This is a genomic window from Pseudomonas sp. TZ252 (assembly GCF_056110345.1).
In genome coordinates, this window is sequence record NZ_CM148566.1 from 18547 (window position 1) to 39838 (window position 21292).

21 protein-coding genes are annotated in these 21292 nt (G+C 67.6%); 7 read left to right on the top strand and 14 right to left on the bottom strand.

Features of this window, described 5'->3' with window-relative positions:
• Positions 1–81 precede the first annotated feature (81 nt).
• Together muiA and ACYAF3_RS00095 are read left to right on the top strand one after the other, a co-directional pair.
• Positions 82–1737 carry a mucoidy inhibitor MuiA gene (gene muiA, locus ACYAF3_RS00090; protein WP_003114297.1) on the top strand — a complete coding sequence of 552 codons (1656 nt, stop codon included), beginning with the start codon at positions 82–84 and terminating at the stop codon, positions 1735–1737.
• Between the two features lie 128 nt (positions 1738–1865).
• Positions 1866–2864, top strand: a complete 999-nt coding sequence (locus ACYAF3_RS00095) for a sulfate ABC transporter substrate-binding protein (protein ID WP_003145087.1) — start codon at positions 1866–1868, stop codon at positions 2862–2864.
• A gap of 81 nt (positions 2865–2945) precedes the next feature.
• On the opposite strand, the gene ACYAF3_RS00100 is transcribed toward ACYAF3_RS00095, so the two are convergent.
• Together ACYAF3_RS00100 and eutH are read right to left on the bottom strand one after the other, a co-directional pair.
• Positions 2946–3302 (bottom strand): DUF1937 family protein, encoded by a 357-nt coding sequence (locus ACYAF3_RS00100; protein WP_003083172.1) that lies wholly within the window; start codon positions 3300–3302, stop codon positions 2946–2948.
• Between the two features lie 59 nt (positions 3303–3361).
• Entirely contained in the window at positions 3362–4597 is a 1236-nt protein-coding gene (eutH, locus tag ACYAF3_RS00105) for an ethanolamine utilization protein EutH (protein WP_003083171.1), read from the bottom strand.
• A gap of 346 nt (positions 4598–4943) precedes the next feature.
• Between eutH and ACYAF3_RS00110 the strand changes: the two genes are divergently transcribed.
• The 4 genes from ACYAF3_RS00110 to ACYAF3_RS00125 all read left to right on the top strand — a co-directional run bounded on the left by ACYAF3_RS00110 (position 4944) and on the right by ACYAF3_RS00125 (position 9975).
• The gene (locus ACYAF3_RS00110; RefSeq protein WP_003083169.1) at positions 4944–5720 is read left to right on the top strand and encodes a DeoR/GlpR family DNA-binding transcription regulator; all 777 of its coding nucleotides are present in this window, start codon (positions 4944–4946) and stop codon (positions 5718–5720) included.
• A 184-nt stretch (positions 5721–5904) separates the two neighbouring features.
• Entirely contained in the window at positions 5905–7314 is a 1410-nt protein-coding gene (locus ACYAF3_RS00115; protein WP_003159947.1) for an NAD(P)/FAD-dependent oxidoreductase, read from the top strand.
• Positions 7301–8539, top strand: coding sequence for an NAD(P)/FAD-dependent oxidoreductase (locus tag ACYAF3_RS00120; protein ID WP_010793990.1), 1239 nt, complete (start codon positions 7301–7303; stop codon positions 8537–8539). The genes ACYAF3_RS00115 and ACYAF3_RS00120 overlap by 14 nt, the downstream gene beginning before the upstream one ends.
• 20 nt (positions 8540–8559) lie before the next feature.
• A complete protein-coding gene (locus ACYAF3_RS00125) occupies positions 8560–9975 on the top strand; it encodes a glycerol kinase (protein ID WP_003114294.1) in 1416 nt (471 codons plus the stop codon).
• 7 nt (positions 9976–9982) lie between these two features.
• Here ACYAF3_RS00125 and ACYAF3_RS00130 read toward each other — a convergent pair whose 3' ends face one another.
• On the bottom strand, positions 9983–11083 hold the full coding sequence (locus ACYAF3_RS00130) for a DmpA family aminopeptidase (protein WP_003087164.1): 1101 nt from the start codon (positions 11081–11083) through the stop codon (positions 9983–9985).
• A gap of 13 nt (positions 11084–11096) precedes the next feature.
• Complete coding sequence (locus tag ACYAF3_RS00135; RefSeq protein ID WP_023131197.1) at positions 11097–12464, bottom strand: APC family permease; 1368 nt, start codon at positions 12462–12464, stop codon at positions 11097–11099.
• 200 nt (positions 12465–12664) lie between these two features.
• Between ACYAF3_RS00135 and ACYAF3_RS00140 the strand changes: the two genes are divergently transcribed.
• The gene (locus tag ACYAF3_RS00140) at positions 12665–13471 is read left to right on the top strand and encodes a helix-turn-helix transcriptional regulator (protein ID WP_105579125.1); all 807 of its coding nucleotides are present in this window, start codon (positions 12665–12667) and stop codon (positions 13469–13471) included.
• 3 nt (positions 13472–13474) lie between these two features.
• On the opposite strand, the gene ACYAF3_RS00145 is transcribed toward ACYAF3_RS00140, so the two are convergent.
• The 10 genes from ACYAF3_RS00145 to ccmA all read right to left on the bottom strand — a co-directional run bounded on the left by ACYAF3_RS00145 (position 13475) and on the right by ccmA (position 21030).
• A complete protein-coding gene (locus ACYAF3_RS00145) occupies positions 13475–13891 on the bottom strand; it encodes a hypothetical protein (RefSeq protein ID WP_003087156.1) in 417 nt (138 codons plus the stop codon).
• Positions 13892–13917: 26 nt separating this feature from the next.
• Positions 13918–15141, bottom strand: coding sequence for a c-type cytochrome biogenesis protein CcmI (gene ccmI, locus ACYAF3_RS00150; protein WP_003083145.1), 1224 nt, complete (start codon positions 15139–15141; stop codon positions 13918–13920).
• The gene (ccmH, locus tag ACYAF3_RS00155) at positions 15138–15605 is read right to left on the bottom strand and encodes a cytochrome c maturation protein CcmH (protein ID WP_003087150.1); all 468 of its coding nucleotides are present in this window, start codon (positions 15603–15605) and stop codon (positions 15138–15140) included. The genes ccmI and ccmH overlap by 4 nt, the downstream gene beginning before the upstream one ends.
• The gene (gene dsbE, locus ACYAF3_RS00160) at positions 15602–16144 is read right to left on the bottom strand and encodes a thiol:disulfide interchange protein DsbE (RefSeq protein WP_003083138.1); all 543 of its coding nucleotides are present in this window, start codon (positions 16142–16144) and stop codon (positions 15602–15604) included. Before dsbE ends, ccmH begins: the two co-directional genes overlap by 4 nt.
• A 3-nt stretch (positions 16145–16147) precedes the next feature.
• Positions 16148–18121, bottom strand: a complete 1974-nt coding sequence (locus ACYAF3_RS00165; RefSeq protein ID WP_003107324.1) for a heme lyase CcmF/NrfE family subunit — start codon at positions 18119–18121, stop codon at positions 16148–16150.
• On the bottom strand, positions 18122–18610 hold the full coding sequence (gene ccmE / locus ACYAF3_RS00170) for a cytochrome c maturation protein CcmE (RefSeq protein ID WP_003117796.1): 489 nt from the start codon (positions 18608–18610) through the stop codon (positions 18122–18124).
• Positions 18607–18783 carry a heme exporter protein CcmD gene (gene ccmD, locus ACYAF3_RS00175; protein WP_003083136.1) on the bottom strand — a complete coding sequence of 59 codons (177 nt, stop codon included), beginning with the start codon at positions 18781–18783 and terminating at the stop codon, positions 18607–18609. Before ccmD ends, ccmE begins: the two co-directional genes overlap by 4 nt.
• Positions 18780–19538, bottom strand: coding sequence for a heme ABC transporter permease (locus ACYAF3_RS00180; RefSeq protein WP_003083135.1), 759 nt, complete (start codon positions 19536–19538; stop codon positions 18780–18782). The genes ccmD and ACYAF3_RS00180 overlap by 4 nt, the downstream gene beginning before the upstream one ends.
• Before the next feature lie 122 nt (positions 19539–19660).
• Positions 19661–20332, bottom strand: a complete 672-nt coding sequence (gene ccmB, locus ACYAF3_RS00185; RefSeq protein WP_003083130.1) for a heme exporter protein CcmB — start codon at positions 20330–20332, stop codon at positions 19661–19663.
• The gene (ccmA, locus tag ACYAF3_RS00190; protein ID WP_003083126.1) at positions 20329–21030 is read right to left on the bottom strand and encodes a cytochrome c biogenesis heme-transporting ATPase CcmA; all 702 of its coding nucleotides are present in this window, start codon (positions 21028–21030) and stop codon (positions 20329–20331) included. The genes ccmB and ccmA overlap by 4 nt, the downstream gene beginning before the upstream one ends.
• Positions 21031–21292 lie beyond the last annotated feature (262 nt).

Consider the following 21292-nt stretch of genomic DNA (forward strand, 5'->3'; position numbering starts at 1 on the left):
GCCGTGCTTGCGTCTCAGGCAGCAGGAAGGAACCGCACGCACGGGTTCCTCGCCCCTCCATCCGCCCAAGGAAGAGATATCGTGAATCGACTCGCCGCCTCTCCGCTCCTGTTCGCCGGCCTGTTCGCCAGCGCTCCGTTGCTGGCCGCGCCACAAGCGGTCGACAGCCGCATCAGCGCGGTCACCGTCTATGCCGACCGTGCCGTGGTCACCCGCACCGCCCGCCTGCAATTGCCCAAGGGCCAGCATGAGATCGCCCTGGAGCAACTGCCCTTCCAGCTCGACGACGCCAGCCTGCGCGCGTCCCTCGGCGCCAGCGCCGCCGCCACCCTGCTCGACGTCAGCAGCGCCGCGCAACGGGTCGAGCGCCCGGACGACAACCGTGTGCAGCAACTCGACCAGCAACTGCGCGAGATAGACCGGCAACTGCGGGAAATCCATGACCGCGGCAGCGTGCTCGAAGCGCAGAAGAAGTTCCTCGCCGACATCCAGAGCGGCAGCACCCAGCCCGGCAAGGATCGCCCCATGCCCGGCATCGACGAGCTGAAGAGCCTGCTGCAACTGACCGAAGGCAACCTCGAACGCCTGCTCGCCGAGCAGCGCCAGCTGGACGACCGCGCCGCCGAACTGGAACAGCGCAAGCAGCAGTTGCAGGAGCAGCGCGGCACCCTCAACGGCGACGGCAAGCGCTTCAAGCGCGCGGTCCTGCGGGTCGCCCTGGAGCAACCGGCACAGGTCGAGGTGAAGCTCGACTACACCCTGCGCGACGCCTCCTGGCAGCCGACCTACGACGCACGCCTGCGCGACGGCGCGAAGACCATCGAACTGACCTACCAGGGCCTGGTCCGGCAGAGCAGCGGCGAAGACTGGACCGACGTCGACCTGACCCTCTCCACCGCCCGTCCGGCCCTGGGCGGCAACGTACCGCGGCTGAATCCCTGGATCGTCGACATCGACGCGCCCAACGCCTACTACGGTGCCGAGATGGCCATGCAGGACGTTCCGGCGCCCATGCCGCAAGCCGCTCCCATCGCCAGGACCTCGGCGAAGATGGCCATGCCGGCCCCGGCGCCGAAGCTGGCCGAGGCGCGGCTCGCCACCGCGGAGGTCAGCAGCGGCGCCGCCAGCGCCTCTTTCCACATCCCCGTGCCGGCGACCCTGAACAGCGACGGCAGCGCGCAGAAGGTCACCATCGCCCGCCTGGAAATGCCGGCCAAGCTGCGCTATCTGGCGGCCCCGGCCCTGCGCGAAACCGCCTACCTGGAGGCGGAGACCCGCAACGACAGCGACTACCCGCTGCTCCCCGGCACCCTGAATACCTTTCTCGGCAACAGCTTCGTCGCCAGCGGCCATCTGCGCGGGGTGATGCCCGGCGAGAGCTTCGAACTGGCACTGGGCGCCGACGAGGGCATCGGCATCGAACGCAAGCTGGTCAAGCGCTATACCGACAGCAGCGGCCTGATCGGCAACCGCACGCGGGTCAACTACGAATTCCGCATCGACGTGCGCAACAACCACAAGAACGCCGAACGCGTGCAGTTCGAGGACCAGTTGCCGGTCTCGCGCAACGAGCAGATCCAGGTCACCTTGCTGGAACCCAAGGCGCAGGAAGTCAAGCGCGAGGACGACGGCAAGCTGAAGTGGGACTGGACCCTGCAACCCGGCGAGAAACGCAGCGCCACCCTGAAGTTCAGCGTGGAGTATCCCAAGGACCTGGCGGTCAGCGGCCTCGACTAGCGCTGGCCAAAGCGCCGGCCGCGGCATAGGCTCGAGCGGGTAATAAGCAAAGCAGTTTTTGATATTTACCCTGCATATAACCCGACGTTATAGTCGAGCCACTACAACATGCTCAAAGGAACTGCCCTGTGAAACGACTGTTCAGCGCCTCCCTGCTGGCCGCCGGCCTGGCGCTCGGCGGCGCCGCTCACGCCGCCCAGCCCCTGCTCAACGTCTCCTACGACGTGATGCGCGACTTCTACAAGGAATACAACCCGGCCTTCCAGAAATACTGGAAAGCGGAGAAAGGCGAGAACATCACCATCCAGATGTCCCATGGCGGTTCCAGCAAGCAGGCGCGCTCGGTGATCGACGGTCTGCCCGCCGACGTCATCACCATGAACCAGGCCACCGACATCGACGCCCTCGCCGACAACGGCGGCCTGGTGCCGAAGGACTGGGCGACCCGCCTGCCGAACAACAGCGCGCCGTTCACCTCGGCCACCGTGTTCATCGTTCGCAAGGGCAACCCCAAGGCCCTGAAGGACTGGCCGGACCTGCTCAAGGACGGCGTCCAGGTAGTGGTGCCGAACCCCAAGACCTCCGGCAACGGCCGCTATACCTATCTCTCCGCCTGGGGCTACGTGCTGAAGAACGGCGGTGACGAGAACAAGGCCAAGGAATTCGTCGGCAAGCTGTTCAAGCAGGTACCGGTGCTCGACACCGGCGGCCGCGCCGCCACCACTACCTTCATGCAGAACCAGATCGGCGACGTACTGGTGACCTTCGAGAACGAAGCCGAGATGATCGCCCGCGAATTCGGCCGAGGCGGCTTCGAGGTGGTCTACCCGAGCGTGTCCGCCGAGGCCGAGCCCCCCGTGGCGGTGGTCGACAAGGTGGTCGAGAAGAAAGGCAGCCGCGCCCAGGCCGAGGCCTACCTGAAGTACCTGTGGTCGGACGAGGGCCAGACCATCGCCGCCAACAACTACCTGCGCCCGCGCAACCCGGAGATCCTCGCCAAGTTCGCCGACCGCTTCCCGAAAGTCGACTTCTTCTCGGTGGAGAGGACCTTCGGCGACTGGCGCAGCGTGCAGAAGACCCACTTCATCGACGGCGGCGTATTCGACCAGATCTACAGCCCCAACTGATCCCTCGCCGCTTGACGAAAAAGCCGGAAGCGCTCGCGCTTCCGGCTTTTTCATTCGGCTTGCAGTTCAGCCACTGCCGCCTCAGCGAAACTCGTGCTCCACCTCGGACCAGAGGCTGACCCGCTGTCCGCCGGCCTCGAAGAACTCCATCTCGCGGCGGATGCCGGCGCTGTCTCGCCAGCCCGGCAGGTCGAGGACGATCAGCTCTTCCAGGTGATCCATGTAGAAGGCGTCCACCGGCGCCCACAACCTGCCGATCGCCGCGCGGTCGAGCTCGGCCAGGCACAGGTTGATCGGGTGGGACATGGAGACCTGGCTGAATACCACGTGGCCGGCGCGGACGATGGTCGCCGCGACCTCGTTGCAGGCACGGAAGCGCTGCTCGACCACCTCGGCGTCGGCATGGCTGTAGGGACAGGCTAGGAATATCTTGCGCATGGTTACCTCGTTGCGGAAAGCGACGCCGCGATGGCTCGCGGCGCTCGTCGGGGGATGTTTCAGGCTGCGTGCAGGGCGCTTTTTTCCGCCTCGTCATGCTCCTGCTCCTGCCGCGCATAGCGCTCGGCGGCAGGCACCGAGATGCGGATGGCGATGAATACCGCCAGCAGGCCGCCGAACAATTTGCCGAGCAGGATCGGCAGGATCAGCGTCGGCTGGAAGTTGGCGGTGAATGCCAGGTGATCGCCGATGGTGGCCTGGGCGCAGACGCCCAGGGCCACGCAAAGCACCTTGTCGCGAGCATTCATGTATTTGAACAGGTGGTAGGTGGCGATGATGTTCGCCAGTACCATGACAAAGGCGGTGGCGCCCGGCTGGGACAGCCCCAGGTAACGGCCGAGGACCGCCATCGGGCGCTTGCAGTAGCGCTGGAACAGGTAGCAGATGGGGAAGGTCCCGGCCAGCATGATGCCGATGTAGCCAGCGATCTCGATGGCGCGGAACAACTCTTTCTCGTCGGCGAACATCGGGTCGAAGCCCCAGCCGCCGAAGACCTTGGTGAAGACTCCGGTGAAGTGCTGGACGATGGAAAGCGCCAGGGCCATCTTGATGAACGCGTCCATCACCTTGCCGAATACCAGGAACCCGGTGACCATCGCCGTCGCCCGGTACTTCAGGCCGGCGGCCAGCAGGAAGCAGAAGACGAACAGCGGCGCCAGCAGCCGAAGCATGTCGAGGAAGTCCAGCGACAGGTAGTGCAGGGCCGGCGAACCGGTCGATACCAGTTCGCGCACCGGGATGTGGTTGAGGGTAATCAGCAGCAACGCCGCCAGCACCGCGAACGGAATGCTGATCAACCCGGCCATCGCCCCCAGCGCCAGGTACTTGTGGTCCTTGCGCTCGAGCATGGTCAGGCCGACCGGGATCAGGTAGACGATGGTCGCGCCGGAGGTGTAGCCCACCAGCATGGCAGTAATCCACATGTCGCGGTTGGCGGTCAGGGCATCGGCCAACTGGTAGCCGCCCATGTCCACCGCGATGATCGACAGCGCGGCGATGGATACGTCGGAACCGAGGGTCTGGAAGAACGGGCCGAGGGCATGGGAAATCGCCTTCGACAGATAGGGAATGGCTACCATGATGCCGGCCTGGGCGAGGAACACCGGACCGATGGCGTGGATGCCGTTGACGAACTCGCGGCCCAGACCGCTTTCCGGGCGCAGGATGGAAGCCAGCGCGCCAAGTACCGCACCCAGCATGATCAGGTAAATCACATAGTTTCCGAACTCGGCCATCTGCGTCGTTCTCCCCTCGGCAGGCTCCCGTAGCGGGATGCGTTCTTCTGGTTGTCTGGTCGGGAGGCCGGCCACGCCGGTCGCTCCGCCGAAGCGAACACTCGCATTTCGCGTGCCACAATTTGGTTTTCGTGTTGATTTGAAGGTTCGTTTTACCTAAATTGGTCACCCATACGGTCAAGTAGGCGGCCAATCCAAGAGCGTACCTGCCTTACGGACCTGTGGGATTTTCCGCCGGGCCTGCGCAAAGCCTCGCCCCGCCCCCTTCCGCCCAGCGCCGCCAGGCGCTACCGGGCGATTCACGGTAACAATCGCCGCACCAGGATGCGGCCCATGGGAGAACACGATGCGCCCCGAGGAACGCCGCCGCCACATTCTCGAATTGTTGCGCCAGCGCGAGCGGATCTCGGTGGACGAACTGGCGCGGACCCTTTCCACCTCTCAGGAAACCATTCGCCGCGACCTCGCCGCGCTGGCCGAACAAGGCCTGGTCAGCAAATTCCACGGAGGGGCCGCCCTGCCGCCCAGCGGCGAGCACGAGAACGCCTTCCAGACGCGAATGAACGAGCACGCCCAGGAAAAACGCGCAGTCGCCCGCTACGCCGCCGGCCTGTTCGGGCCCGGTGACAGCATCTTCATCGACACCGGCACCACCACCCTGCTGTTCGCCCGCGAACTGGCGCGCCAGAGCCATCTGACGGTGATCACCAACTCGCTGTTGATCGCCGGCAGCGTCGGCGCCTCCGGCAACCGTGCATTCATGATCGGCGGCGAGTACCGCCCGGAATCCGAACAGAACGTCGGCGCCCTGGCCATCGAGCAGATCGCCCGGTTCAACGCCGAGCATGCGGTGATCACCGTCGGCGCGCTGAACGGCGATGGCGCCATGGATTTTTCCATCGAGGAAGCCGAGATCGCCCGTGCCATGATCGCCCAGGCCCGCCAACTGACGGTTATCGCCGACTCCTCGAAGCTCGGCCGGCGCGCCCTGTTCCAGGTCTTCCCGCTGAGCCGGATCAACCGCCTGGTGGTCGACCGCAAGCCTACCGGGGAACTCTGGGAAGCCCTGCAACAGGCGCGGGTGGAAGTCCACGAAGCCCCCCTGCGCACCCCGCAGGCCTGACTCCCCTCGCGCGCAGCCCCGGAGACAGGCCGGGGCTGTGCCGGTGGCTGCCCGTCGATTAATCGATTGACTGTTTCTCTTTCAGTTGCCACATTAAAACAACAAATTTCACATAGAATTCTGTGTGAAAAATCAGTGTTACGGTCAGAAAGCAAACTGATACCAAAAGAAACAGGCAGAAACGATGACTGAGCCGCTTGCGACAAAGACCGCGATCTTCGACGTTGCAGTGATCGGCGCTGGCGTGGTGGGTTGCGCCATGGCCCGCCGCTTCGCCCTGGAAGGTGCACGGGTGGTCCTACTGGAAAAAAGCACCGACATCCTCTCCGGTGCCAGCAAGGGCAACAGCGCGATCCTCCATACCGGTTTCGACGCGCCGCCCGGCAGCATCGAACTGGCCTGCATGCAGGAGGGCTATCGCGAATACCGCGACATCCATGCGCGCCTCAACCTGCCGCTGCTGGAAACCGGCGCCCTGGTGGCGGCATGGAGCGACGAGGATCTGGCGCGCCTGCCGGCCATCGTCGAGCAGGCCCACGGCAACGGTGTCGATGACGTCCGCCAGGTCGGTCGCGACGAGGTCCTGGCGCTGGAGCCGCAGTTGGCCGGCAACGTGCTCGGCGCGGTGCGGGTCCCCGGGGAACATCTGGTCGACCCTTGGTCCGCGCCGCTCGCCTATCTGCAACAGGCGCTGGCCCATGGCGCCGAGGCCTGTTTCGACGTCGAAGTGCTGGACGGCGCCTTCGACGGCGGCGAATGGCTGTTGCATACCCGCCGCGGCGATCTGCGCGCGCGCCAGGTAATCAACTGCGCCGGACTCTTCGGTGACCAACTGGAACAGCGCCTGCTCGGCGCGGCGAGCTTCGCCATCCATCCGCGCAAGGGCCAGTTCGTGGTCTTCGACAAGGCCGCCGCGGCGCTGCTGCGGCACATCCTGCTACCGGTACCCAACGAGCGGACCAAGGGGGTGGTATTCACCCGTACTGTCTTCGGCAACCTGCTCGCCGGCCCCACCGCCGAGGAACAGGACGACCGCGAACAGGCACGGGTCGACAGCGACACCCTGCAGCGACTGATCGACGCCGCCGTCGAGCGGATCCCCGGCCTGCGCGGCATGCCGGTCACCGCCACCTACGCAGGATTGCGACCGGCCAGCGAAAAGAAGGAATACCGCATCCGCCAGGTCGACGGACGCAACTGGATCAGTGTCGGCGGCATCCGTTCCACCGGTCTCACCGCGGCGCTGGGCATCGCACGCCACGTCTATCGTCTCTACCAGGGCGAGCGCTTCCACGAAGCGGTTCGCGAGCCGCTCTGGCCACAGGTACCGAACCTCGCCGAACACCTGCCGCGCGACTGGCAGCGTCCCGGCTACGACGAGATCGTCTGCCACTGCGAGATGGTCACCCGCCGGGAAATCCTCGCCGCCCTGGAAGGGCCGCTGCCAGCCGGCGACTTCGGCGGCCTGAAGCGTCGCACCCGCGCCTGCATGGGACGCTGCCAGGGTTTCTACTGCAACGCGCGGGTCGCCGAGCTGAGCGCCGGCCGCCTCGCCCAGCCCCTCGCCACCGGGAGTTGCCATGAGCATCACTGAACAGGTCGACGTCGCCATCGTCGGCAGCGGTCCCGCCGGATTGGCGGCCGCCATCGAACTACGCCGCCAGGGCGTCGCCCGGGTCTGCGTGCTGGAGCGCGACGGCGAGGCCGGCGGTATACCCCGGCATTGCGCGCATCCGCCGTTCGGCCTGCGCGAGCACGGCCGCCTGTTGACCGGCCCGGCCTACGCGCTGCGTAACGTCGAACAGGCTGAACGGGCCGGGGTGGATATCCGCCTGCGCCATAGCGTGGTCGCTCTCGCCGCCGCCGGTCTGCTGCAACTGGCCACCCCCGAAGGCCCGCGCAGTCTGCGCGCGACACGCGTGCTGCTGGCCACCGGCGCACGCGAGACGCCGCGCTCGGCACGCCTGCTGGGCGGCGACCGGCCACTGGGCGTGATCAATACCGGCGCGCTGCAAGCCTATCTCTATCTGCAAGGCCTGAAGCCGTTCGAACGGCCGCTGATCGTCGGCACCGAGTTGGTCAGCCTGTCCGCCGTGATGAGTTGCCGGCGTGCCGGCATCCGCCCGGTGGCCATGCTCGAACGCAACGCACGGGCCACTGCGCGTTGGCCGCTATCGTTGTTTCCCAGGCTGTGCGGAGTACCGATGCACTTCTCCAGCGAGCTGCTGGAGATCGAAGGCCGCGGCCGGGTCGAGGCGGCGCGGGTACGCCTGGGCGACGGGCGCGTCGAACGGATCGCCTGCGACGGCATCCTCCTCAGCGGACGCTTCGTTCCCGAATCGAGCCTGGTCCGCCTCAGCCACCTGGAACTGGACCCGGCCAGCGGCGGCCCGCGCATCGATCAGTTCGGCCGCTGCTCCGACCCCGCCTATTTCGCCGCCGGCAACCTGCTCCGGCCGATCGAGACCGCCGGCTGGTCGTTCCGCGAGGGACGAAGGATCGCCGGCCTGCTGGCCGCCGACCTGCGGGCCGAACTGCCGAGTGCCGCACCTGGCATAGCCATCGATTGCAGTGGTCCGCTCAAGCTGTGCGTGCCGCAGCGGCTGCTGGCCGACCCGACACCCGGCCTGGCGCATCTGCAGCTACGCGTAAGCGAGGCCGCCAGCGGCCGCCTGCGGATCCTGGCCGATGGTCGCCCGGTGTGGGAGCGTGCCCTGTCCTGTCTGCCGGAGCGCCGCCTGCTGGTGCCGCTGGCCGCCCTGCGCCTACCGCCGGACACCCGGCGCCTGGAAGTCGCCTTCCTCACCTCCGGCCACTGAACCCGCGAAGAGAACCGACCATGCGAATCGCCGCCCTCGACCAGGGAACCACCAGTACCCGCGTGCTGGTCGCCAGCCAGGACGGCAGCGCCGATATTCAGTTGGCGCTGCGTCACCAGCAACACCATCCGCAGTCCGGCTGGGTCGAGCACGATCCGCTGGAACTGCTGGCCAACCTGCAACGCTGCCTGGAGGCCAGCGGCCGGGTCGACGCCATCGGCCTCGCCAACCAGGGCGAAAGCTGCATGGCCTGGGACGCCCGCAGCGGCGAGCCGTTGTCGCCGCTGATCGTCTGGCAGGACAACCGCACCACCCCGCACATCGAGCGTCTACGCGCCAGCGGCGCCGAGGCTCTGGTCCTGGAACGCAGCGGCCTGCCGCTCGACGCCTATTTCTCGGCCAGCAAGCTGGGCTGGATCGTCGAGCACCTTCCTGCCGCTCGCAGGGCTTTGAAGGCAGGCCGCCTGCGCCTGGGAACCAGCGATGCCTGGTTTCTCGACCGCTTGTGCGGAACCTTCGCCACCGACGTCACCACCGCCTCGCGTACCGCATTGATGAACCTCGCCGAGGGCCGCTGGGACCCCGACCTGTGCGCCCTGTTCGGCGTGCCGATCGAGTGCCTGCCGGAAATCCGCGATACCGTCGGCCATTTCGGGGTGATCGGCAACACCCCGCTGACGGCCTCGGTGGTCGACCAGCAGGCCTCGCTCTACGGTCACGGCTGCCGCCAGCCCGGTGATGCGAAGATCACCTTCGGCACCGGCGCCTTCGCCCTGACCCTCAGCGGCGAGCGGATCATCCGCTCGCCGGAGACAGGCCTGCTCGCCACCATCGCCTGGCAGATCGATGGCAAACCGGTGTACGCCATGGACGGCGGGGTCTACGACGCCAGCGCCGCGGTCGAGTGGGCCGGGCGTCTCGGCCTGTTCAGCGACTTCTCGGAACTGGCCGGCTTCGACCGGCCGCCGGCCATCGAGCGCGGCCTGGCCTTCGTCCCGGCCCTGTCGGGACTCGCATGCCCGCACTGGGACCGCAGCGCCGGCGCGATGTGGCTGGGAATGGACGCCGGCACCCGCCGCGAGGACCTCTGCCAGGCCCTGCTCGAAGGCGTGGTGCTGCGCAGCGCCGAGGTGATCCAGGCGATGGACGGCTACCTGAAGGTCACCGACCGCCTGTCCATCGACGGCGGCCTGGCGCGCAGCCCCTACTTCGCCCAGTTCCTCGCCGACAGCCTGCAACGGCGCATCGTCACCCAGCGCTTCGACGAACTCACCGCCTTCGGTTGCGCCGCCCTTGCCGCACGTGGCCTCGGCCACGAACTGGCGGAGCCGCGCAATACCCGCACGGAGTTCCAGCCGCGGGTCGACGCCGGCACCGCCCGGCGCTGGCAGGTGCGTTTCAGCGAAGCGGTGGCGCGCACCCGCGGCTGGCGCTGAGCCGCTTTCAGCGTCCCGGCCAGCCGGTCTCGCGCAGCGCCGCCAGGAGCGTCTCCCCCTTCAGCGCGGGCACCAGCCGGCCGTCCTCGGTGCGCATGTCCTCGCCGGCCAGCAGCACGTTGACGATGGCTTCTTCCACCGCCTCCGCCGCCGCGGCGAACAACGGCGAGATGTGGTCGTTGTTGAGCATCCGCAGCGGCGTGCTCTGCGGCAGGTCCTTGCGCGCATAGTCGGCTGGCGGCAGGTCCTGGTTGCCGGTGGCGAAGGCGAGGAACACGTCGCCGCTGGAGTCCTCGGTGCCACCGCCGGTGCGAGCGATGCCGATCGAGGCGCGCTGCGCCAGGCGCTGGCACTGGTGCGGCAACAGCGGCGCATCGGTGGCCAGGATCACCACGATGGAGCCCATACCCGGGGTGCCTTCCTCGCTGAACGGCGAGGGGATGTCGCCCAACCGGCGGCCGACAGGATAGCCGTCGACCCGCAGCTCGCGGCGCTGGCCGTGGTTGGCCTGGACCAGCGCGCCCACCGTCCAGCCGCCCTGCTCCGCCGGAAGCCGCCGCGATGCGCTACCGATGCCACCCTTGAACTCGTGGCAGATCATCCCGGTACCGCCGCCCACCGAACCTTCGCGGACCGGTCCGGACTCGGCGCAGGCCAGCGCCTCGCCGACCTGGCGGGCGCCGACGTGCTGGCCCCAGATATCGTTGAGCAGGCCGTCGAAGGTCTCCATCACCACCGGCATGCACCAGTACAGCCCGCTGTCGCCGAGTTCGGCGCGCTCCTCGGCGATCAGCGCGTCGCGCACCGCGCCGACGCTGTGGGTATTGGTGATGGCGATCGGGGTGGTCAGCAGGCCGGCCTCGCGGATCCACTCCAGGCCCGTGGCGTCGCCGTTGCCGTTGAGCACATGGCAGCCGGCGAAGCAGGGTTGCAGGCGCGCCGCACCGGCGCGCGGCTGGACCAGGGTGACGCCGGTGCGAACCTGCCTGCCGTCGATCCGCTGGTTCAGGGTGCTGTGGCCGACGCGCACGCCGGGAACGTCGGTGATCGCGTTGAACGGGCCGGGAGTGCCCAGGCCGAGGGTGATGCCAAGTTGTCGAGCGCGCATGCGGACTCCTGTTTCAAAGCTTCTGGAACGCCGGACTGAGCTTGCCGTAGGTGCAGTAGAGAATCACCGACACCGCCAGCAGTCCGACGATGATCATCACGTCCCTGGCCGAGGCCGCCAGGAACAGGTTGAGCAGCAGGTATCCCGCCCCGCTCGCCGCCAGCAGCGCCGGCAGCGGCCACAGCGGCATCCGGTAGGGATGCTCGCGGTCGCGCCGCAGCACCCGGCTGAACAGCGCGCAGAGGGCGACGATCAGGTAGACCATGACAATCAGCAGCACGGTGAACGAGGTCAGTTCGGCCAGGTTGGAGCTGAAGCTCAGCGCCGCCGAGGGAATGGCGAGGAACAGCGTGGCCAGCCAGGGCGATTCCCAGCGCGGATGGATACGGGTGAAGGCACGGTTCAACGCCGGCATCCAGAGCGCGTCGCGACCGCTGCTGAAGATCACCCGGGCGCTCTGGATGACGATGGCGACGATGGCGTTGAACACCGAGAGGAAGATCCCGGCGCTGACCAGGCGCGACAGCGTCTCGTTGCCATGGCTGTTCAACAGGTAGCCGATCGGATCGGGGCTGGCGAGCATCGCCGGGAGCGACGGCGCGCCGATCAGCAGCGCGGCGAGCGGGACGATCTCGATCAGTACTACCAGCGCCAGCGACCAGAGCACCGCACGATGCACGCTGTGGCCGCCGTCCTTCATGTCCTCGGCGAGCAGCACCGCGCCGCCGAAACCGTTGTAGGAGAACAGCGCGGTACCGACCGCTCCGATCACCAATGCCCAGGGTGCGATCGCCAGCAGCCCGCCGTCGCCGACTACCTGCGGCTGCAGCAGGACGCTCGCCGGCTGCTGCGCATGGCCGAAACCGAGGCCGACGATCACCAGCAGCGCCGCTACTTCCAGCAGCAGGCAGGTGCCCGTGACCCAGGCGTTGACGCGGATGTTGAGGATGCCCAGCAGGTAGCTGGAGGCAACGATCGCCAGGGCCACGGTCTGCGCATCGAAGTGGGTGCCGAGGGCGGCGTTCAGGTAGGTCGCCGCGCCGGTGGCGAGCACCGGCGGGATGAACAGCAGCATCGCCAGCACCGTGAGGAAGGTGGCGTAGCCGGCCAAGCCGCCGAACACCCGCTTGGCGTAGACATACTCGCCGCCGGCGGTGCTGTGCGCCCTGCCCAGCTCGGCGTAGCAGCAGGCGAACATCAGCGCCAGTACCCCGGCCAGGGCGAAGGCCCAGAAGGCGCCGGTGCCGGCCTGCTGGATGGCGAAGGGGGCGATGACGAAGACGGAACTGGCGGGAGTGACCGCGGAAACGGTGATGGCGACCACGTCGAACACGCCCAGGGTGGGTTTCAGCGCGCTTTCGGGCGCGGGGGAAGAGCTCATGTCGTTGTCCTCTGATTGTTATTGAAGTTGAGGCAGTAACGGAGACTCGCGGCGGCCCCTTGCCGGGGCGCTGGTTATGCGCCGACTCTAGGAGCGCGGAACCGGCGGGCCAATCACCCTTTGGGGTTACGCCCCTTGACGCGGCGGGTGGAAAAGCCGCAAACCGGAGCCTGCGAAAACCCACCGTGGAGCGAATACGGATGCACACCCTGTTCCGGGACATCGGCATGCACGCCAGCCTGGGCCGCGCCATCGAACAGATCGGCGGCAACCGTTTCTGGAAGCAATTGATCCTGCTGCTGCGCCAGCACCTGCCGTTCGACAACGCCCTGGCGATCTTCTACCCCGCCAACGGCGTGCCGGTGGCCCTGGAGGAATACGACGCCGAACCGCACGCCGGGCCGGCCTCGATGCTCGCCTACCTGAACGGGCTGTACCTGCTCGACCCCTTCTACCAGGCTTGCCGGGAAGGCCTGGCCAGCGGCCTGTACCGCCTCGAGGAGATCGCCCCGGACCATTTCCGGCAGAGCGAGTACTACCTCAGCTACTTCCACGACAACGTTCTGGAGGACGAGGTGCAGTTCATCCTACAGGTGCCCGGCCAGGGCGCGCTGTCGCTGTCGCTGGGCATGCAGAGGATGTTCGCCGACGAGGAATGCGGGATGCTCGGCTTGCTCTCGAGCTGGGTCCTGGCGCTGATGCAGCAGCACTGGCAGCAACGCAGCCAGCGCCTGTTGCCGGCTACACCGCAGGAAGAGATGGCCACGCAGATACGCGACGCCCTCAGCCACTTCGGCGCCAGCGTGCTATCGGAACGGGAACTGGAGATCGCCCGCCTGATCCTTCGCGGCTACTCGTCGAAGGCCATGGCCGAGCGCCTGGCGATCTCGCCGGAGACGATCAAGGTCCATCGGCGCCACCTGTACGCCAAGCTGGACATTTCCTCGCAACCGGAGCTGTTCTCGCTGTTCATCCAGTCGCTCGGGCACGACCCGGAGAACCCCTAGGGATCATGGATTGGCGTAGCGCCGGCTGAGACCGGGCGGGATGCCGCGAGCGTCGGTCTCGGTCCATGGACCCTGCGGGCTGGTGGACCAGAACCAGCCGCCGTCCCAGCGGTAGTAGGTGCGCTGGCGGTAGTAGAGATCGCGCTCGCCACGGATCACGTAGACCCCCAGGCTGCCGTCCCAGACGCCCTTGCCGCCTGGCGGCGGGGCGAACTGCGGACGCGAGCGGCTGGGCTGCGCCGGAGTCTGCGGTTGCGGGGTGATGCGCGGCGGGGTGGCGCCGGGCGCGCTGGACGGACCGGGCTGCGGCTGGCTCTGCGGCGGCAGCGAGGCCGGCGGTTCGCTGGTCTGCGGCGGATGCACCACGCACCCGCCGAGACCGCCCAGGAGAATCGCCAGACCCAGATACTTCGCCTTCACCGCCGCACCTCCCCAACCGATTGTCGTTATGGCCGGGCCGCCTGGGGCTGGTCCGGGCCGTCGATGGTCAGCGCTTGCGCCGACGACTGGGCAGTAGACAACGGTTTGCCGCGTCCGATCCACTCGCCGGAGATGGCGTTGCCGGCGCGGGATACCCGTGCCACCAGCTCGACCTGCGGGAAACCGCTGAGCTTGAGCTGCGGCATCATGGCGTCGGCATCGCTCAGGCTGACCTCGGCCGGCAGGTCGGCGACGGTCAGGCGCTTCACTGCCAACGGCATCGGCGGGCCGCCGACGGCGCGGGCGAAGACGAACACGCTGTCGTCGGCCTTGACCTGGCCCTTCACCGCGTCGCTGATATCCACCTTCACCGTCAGGGTCACCCCGGCGGCAGCGGGCGCGGCCGGCGCCGGCGGAGTCTGCCCGGCCTCGGTCATGCGCTCGCGGGCGCGCTGGATGCCGCCCTGGATCGCCGAGCGTGCCGGGTCCTCGTTCGGCAACACCGACACCAGGCGCTCCCAGAAGCCGATGGCGTCGGCGTAGCGCTGCTCTTCGAAGGCGGCGATGCCGAGCAGGCCAAGGGTGGTCACTTCGGCCGGGTCGCCCTTCAGCGCCTCGTCGGCCAGGGCCTTGATCTGCGCGGTCATTTTCTTGCCACCGGAGAAATACAGTGCCTGCGCCCACTGGCCGAGCACTTCCGGCTGCCGCCCGCTGAGTTCGGCGGCGCGTTCGAAGGCCCGCGCCGCATCGGCGCCGCGTTCCTGGGTCATGTAGGTGCGACCGAGGAAGTACCAGCCCTGGGCGGAATCCGGCTGAGCCTGTACCGCGCGCTCCAGGCGCGCAGTCATCTCTTCCATGGAGTGCGGCGCCTGGGCGAATTCGCGGGCCAGCTCGACCTTGTCGCTGGCGCCCCAATGCAGGTACAGGCCGAGCGCGACCAACGGCACCAGCAGCGCCGCGACCAGCGGGACCGCCCGGCCCAGGCGCGAGCTACGCTCTTCGCCGCTGCCCTCGGTGTCGGCGAGCAGTTCGCGGGCAGCCTCGGCGCGGCCATTCTCCAGTTGCTCGGCGGTCAGCGTGCCGGCGGCCTGCTGGCCGGCCAGCTCGGCGATCCGCTCCTGATAAAGCGCGACGTTCAGGGCGGTACGGTCTTCCTCGGCCTGGGCGCGACGGCCACGCAGCAGCGGAATCAGCAGGAATGCCAGGGCCGCCAGCAGCAGCAGGCCGGCAGCGAGCCAGAAATCGATCATTTATCGTTCTTCAACAGGTTGGCGAGGCGCGCTTGCTCCTCGGCGGACAGGGTGGTTTGCACCTTGGCAGCGGTGCGCCGGCGGCGCAGGACGATCACGCCGATCACCAGCACGCCGAACAGCAGCAAGGCGCCCGGACCGAACCAGAGCAGCCAGGTACGCTCGTTGACCGGCGGCTTGTAGCGAACGAAATCACCGTAGCGGGCAACCATGTAGTCGACGATCTCGCCGTCGCTCTTGCCCTGCTGCAACTGGCCGTAGATCTGCTTGCGCAGGTCGGCGGCGATCGGTGCGTTGGAGTCGGCGATGTCCTGGTTCTGGCACTTCGGGCAGCGCAGTTCCTGGGTCAGGTTGCGGAAGCGTTCGCGCTCGGCGTCGCTGGCGAACTCGTAGGTGTCGATGGCGGCCCGGGCCACGCCGCAGAGGGCGAGACCGAGCAGCGCGGTGACGAGGAAACGCTTCATCGGGCCTCCGGCTCGTCCAGCAGTTGCTGGTACAGCGGCGCCAGTTGCTCGCGCCAGACTTTCTGGTCGACCACCCCGACGATCTTGTGGCGGATGATGCCCTGTTTGTCGATCAGGTAGGTTTCCGGCGCACCGTACACGCCCAGGTCCAGGCCCAGGGTGCCGTCGGCGTCGCTGATGCTCAGCAGGTAGGGATTGTGCAGCTCGTTCAGCCACTTGATGGCGGCGGCGTTGTCGTCCTTGTAGTTGATCCCGTAGATCACCACGCCCTGCTCGGCCAGTCGGGTCAGTTCCGGGTGCTCGACCCGGCACGACGGGCACCAGGTGCCCCAGACGTTGACCAGCGCCGGCTTGCCCTTGAGGTCGGCCTCGGTCAGGCGCCGGGCCGGGTCCTGCACGCTGGGCAGGTCGAAGGCCGGGAACGGCTTGCCGATCAGCGCCGAGGGCAGCTCGCTGGGGTCCAGCCAGAGGCCGCGGAAGAGGAACACCGCGACGATCAGGAAGATCCCCAGCGGCAGCAGCAGAATCGCTCGTTTCAAGACTCAGGCTCCCTGACCGGCGAGGCCCAGGGCCTCGCGCACACGTGTTTTCACCTTCACCCGGTAGCGCCGGTCGAGCGCCGCCAGGGCGCCGCCGAGGCCCATCAGCAGGCCACCGAACCAGATCCAGCGGACGAACGGCTTGACGTGCACGCGCACCGCCCAGGCACCGTTCTCCAGCGGCTCGCCGAGAGCCACGTAGAGGTCGCGGGTAAAGCCGGCATCGATCCCTGCCTCGGTCATCATCGAACTCTGCACGGTGTACAGGCGCTTCTCCGGATGCAGGGTGGCGATCTCCTTGCCGTCGCGGCTGACGTGGATGCTGCCCTTGTCCGAGGTGTAGTTCGGCCCTTCGTGGTGCTTCGCGCCGTCGAAGAGGAAGTGGTAGCCGCCCAGTTCGACGGTGTCGCCGGGCGACATGCGCAGGTCACGCTGGGCGCTGTACTGGCTGCTGAGGACGATGCCGATGGCGCACACGGCGATGCCCAGGTGCGCCAGTTGCATGCCCCAGTAGCTGCGGGTCAGGCTGCGGGCGCCGGCCAGCACGCCCTTGTGCCGGGTCTTGTCGAGGAAGTCGCGGAAACCGGCCAGGACCACCCAGGCGGACAGCAGGAACACCGCCAGCACCGCCCAGTTGAAATCGCCGAAGTACATCGAACCGGCCGCCGCCAGGACCGCGCTGGCCACCAGCACCGGGGTCAGCATGCCGAGCAGCCAGCGGCTCGGGGTGTCCTTCCAGCGCACCAGCACGCCGACCGCCAGGGCCGCCATCAGCGCCGCCATCAGCGGCAGGAACATGGCGTTGAAGTACGGCGGGCCGACCGACAGCTTGGCGCCGCTGAGGGCATCGAGCAGCAGCGGGTAGAGGGTCCCGAGGAGAATCATCGAGGCCGCCACCACCAACACCAGGTTGTTCAGCAGCAGCAGGGTCTCGCGCGACCACAGGGCGAAGCCGACCTGGCTCTTGACCACCGGCGCGCGCAGGGCGAACAGGGTCAGCGAGCCGCCGACCACCAGCAGCAGGAAGGCGAGGATGAACACCCCGCGCTCCGGGTCGGAGGCGAAGGCGTGCACCGAGGTGAGCACGCCGGAGCGGACCAGGAAGGTGCCCAGCAGGCTCAGGGAGAAAGCGGCGATCGCCAGCAGCACGGTCCAGCTCTTGAACACGCCGCGCTTCTCGGTCACCGCCAGCGAGTGGATCAGTGCAGTGCCGACCAGCCAGGGCATGAAGGAGGCGTTTTCCACCGGATCCCAGAACCACCAGCCCCCCCAGCCCAGCTCGTAGTAGGCCCACCAGGAGCCGAGCACGATGCCGATACCGAGGAAGGCCCAGGCTACCAGGGTCCAGGGCCGCGACCAGCGCGCCCAGGCGGCGTCCAGGCGGCCGCCGAGCAGTGCGGCGATGGCGAAGGCGAAGGCCACCGAGAATCCGACGTAACCCATGTAGAGCATCGGCGGGTGGACGATCAGGCCGACGTCCTGCAGCAGCGGGTTGAGGTCGTTGCCGTCCATCGGGGTCTGCGGCAGCAGGCGGCTGAACGGGTTGGAGGTGATGATCAGGAACAGCAGGAAGCCGGTGCTGATCATGCCCATCACCGCCAGCACGCGGGCCAGCATGACCTCCGGCAGTTGCCGGGAGAAGATCGACACGGCGAAGGTCCAGCCACCGAGGATCAGCGCCCAGAGCAGCAGCGAACCTTCGTGGGCGCCCCAGACGGCGCTGAACTTGTAGTACCAGGGCAGCGCGCTGTTGGAGTTGCCGGCCACGTAGGCCACCGAGAAGTCGTCGCGCAGGAAGGCCCAGGTCAGGCAGCCGAAGGCGAAGGCGAGGAAGGCGAACTGCCCCCAGGCCGCCGGGCGCGCCAGGCTCATCCACTGGCGGTCGCCGCGCCAGGCGCCGACCAGCGGCAGGCTCGACTGCACCAGGGCCAGGCAGAGGGCGAGGATCAGGGCCAGGTGGCCGAGTTCGGGGATCATCTACTTGCCCTCCTGGTTGTACGAGGTCTCGCCGGCGGTCTTGCCGTTCTCGTAGTGCTTCAGTTGGCCGCTGTCCTTGAGCGCCTTGGTGACTTCCGGCGGCATGTAGTTCTCGTCGTGCTTGGCCAGCACTTCATCGGCCACCAGCACGCCGTCGCCGCCCAGCTTGCCGAGGGCGACGATGCCCTGCCCCTCGCGGAACAGGTCGGGAAGGATGCCATGGTAGGCGATGGTCACTTCCTTGGCGCCGTCGGTGACCACGAAACGCACGTTCAGCGAATCCTCGCTGCGTTGCAGAGAACCCTTTTCCACCAGGCCGCCGGCGCGTATGCGGGTGTCGGTCGGCGCTTCGCCGTTGGCGATCTGGGTCGGGGTGTAGAACAGGTTGATGTTCTGTTGCAGGGCCGACAGCGCCAGGCCCACCGCGGCGCCGACACCCGCCACGATGGCGAGGACGATGATCAGACGTTTCTTGCGGACCGGATTCACTGCTGGGCCTCCCGGCGCAGACGACGCGCCTCTTCTTGCAGGTAGCGGCGCCGGGCCAGCAGCGGCTCGGCGACATTGATCGCCAGCACCAGCAGGCTGATGCCGTAGGCCGACCAGACGTAGGGGCCGTGATGGCCCATGGCGAGGAAGTCGCCGAACGATTCGAAGCTCATCGTGCCTTCTCCACCAGGGCCTTCACCTCGGCTTTCGCCCAGGCGGTGCGGGACTCGCGCTTGAGCACTTCCAGGCGCATGCGCACCAGCAGCATGGCCGCGAAGAAGCAATAGAAGCCGAGGACCATGATCAGCAACGGCAACCACATCTCCACCGGCATCGCCGGTTTCTCGGTGATGGTGAAGGTGGCCGGCTGGTGCAGGGTGTTCCACCACTCCACCGAGTATTTGATGATCGGGATGTTCACCACGCCGACGATGGCCAGTACGGCACAGGCCTTGGCCGCGCTGTCGCGGTTACTGATCGCCTGGCCGAGGGCGATGATGCCGAAATAGAGGAAAAGCAGGATCAGCATCGCCGTCAGGCGCGCATCCCAGACCCACCAGGCGCCCCAGGTCGGCTTGCCCCAGACGGCCCCGGTAAGCAGCGCGACGAAGGTCATCCAGGCGCCGATGGGAGCGGCGCACTGCACCGCCACGTCGGCGATCTTCATCTTCCAGATCAGCCCGACGGCACCGGCCACGGCCAGCATGACGTAGCAGGACTGGGCGAGGAAGGCCGCCGGCACATGGATATAGATGATGCGGAAGCTATTGCCCTGCTGGTAGTCCGGCGGCGCGAAGGCCAGCCCCCAGACGCAGCCGGTGACGATCAGCAGCGCCGCCGCCACGGCGAACCAGGGCAGCCAGCGGCCGCTGATCTCGTAGAACCACTTGGGCGACCCAAGCTTGTGAAACCATGTCCAATTCATCATCAGGCTCTGTTTACAGGGCTCTTTGGAAATACCGGGCAGACCTTCCGCTGCCAGCCCGGGTCAAGCGTGGGCGGCACAGCCGCCCGGTACCGCACGCCCGCCGATGCCTTCGGCGGGCGGACTCACTCGCCTACGCTGATCTTCAGGCCGGCAGCGATGGCGAATGGCGTGAGTGTCAATGCTAGCGCCGTCAGGCTCGCCAGCCACAATAAATGTCCGCTGCTGGGCAGTCCCTGCAGCGAAGCCTGCAGCGCCCCGCTACCGAGAATCAGCACCGGGATGTACAGCGGCAGGATCAGCAGCGCCAGCAACAGGCCGCCGCGCTTGAGGCCCACGGTCAAGGCCGCGCCGACGGCGCCGAGCAGGCTCAGCACCGGCGTACCGAGCAACAGGGAAAGCAGCAGCACCGGTATGCAACGGGCCGGCAGGCCCAGCATCAGCGCGAACAGCGGCGACATCAGGACCAGGGCCAGCCCGGAAAACAGCCAGTGTGCCAGCACCTTGGCCAGCACCAGAAGAGCCAGGGGGTGCGGCGAAAGGACCCACTGCTCCAGAGAACCGTCCTCGAAATCGCTGCGGAACAGCCCTTCCAGCGAGAGCAGCACGGCCAATAGCGCCGCCACCCAGACCAGGCCGGGCGACAAGGTTTGTAGCAATTGGCTCTCCGGCCCGACCGCCAGGGGGAACAGGGCGATGACGATGGCGAAGAACACCAGCGGATTGGCCAGCTCCGCCGGTCGGCGGAACAGCAGGCGCGCCTCGCGCGCCAGGAGCAGGCTGAAGACGTTGCTCATGCCGGGTCGCCCAGCGCCGGCTCGACCGTCGCGCCGCTGGCCGCCTTGAGCGCACCGAGGTCCAGCTCGCGGTAGCCGGCGGGCATCTGCTGCAGGCTGTGGTGGGTGGTCAGCACCACCATCCCGCCGCGCTGGCAATGCCCGGCCAGGTGCGTTTCCAGTTGCGCCACCCCCTGTTTGTCGAGGGCGGTGAAGGGTTCATCGAGGATCCACAAGGGCGGTGCGTCCAGGTACAGGCGGGCCAGCGCCACGCGGCGTTGCTGGCCGGCGGAAAGGGTGTGGCAGGGAACGTCCTCGAAGCCACGCAGGCCGACGTCGGCCAGGGCCTGCCAGATCGCCTCGCGGCTGGCCGGCTGGTGCAGCGCGCAGAGCCAGGTGAGGTTCTCCTCGGCGCTGAGCAGGCCCTTGATTCCCGCGGCGTGGCCGATCCACAGCAGGCTGCGGGCCAGTTCGCCGCGCTGTTCGGCGAGCGGCCGGCCGTTCAGGCGGACTTCCCCGGCGGTCGGCTGCATCAGTCCGGACAGCAGGCGCAGCAGGCTGGTCTTGCCGCTGCCGTTGGGACCCACCACCTGCAACATCTCACCGGCGGCCAGGCGCAGGTCGAGGCGCTCGAACAGCATGCGCCAGTCGCGCTCGCAGGCGAGCCCGACGGTTTCCAGCAAGGGGCTGGCTGTGGGGACTTCAGCAGGATCGGACATCGAACAACATCGCCAAGCGTCTCTCCTCGTCGCGGCGCCGGAGGCCTTCACGGAACAGACCCTAAAGTCGGGATAAACACGGCCGCTATACTGGTGACGACGCGGCCAGCCTGTTTGACAGGCGCGGCATTATACACGCCCTTCCCCAGCCTCCGCAGGGTCGTTTAAGACAGGTTGTTACCCATGCCAGCCGAGATAGGCGCTTCCCCGCCACTACCCCCGGTTTCCGCCCCACGCCCGCTGCCGCCGGCGCAATCGCAGG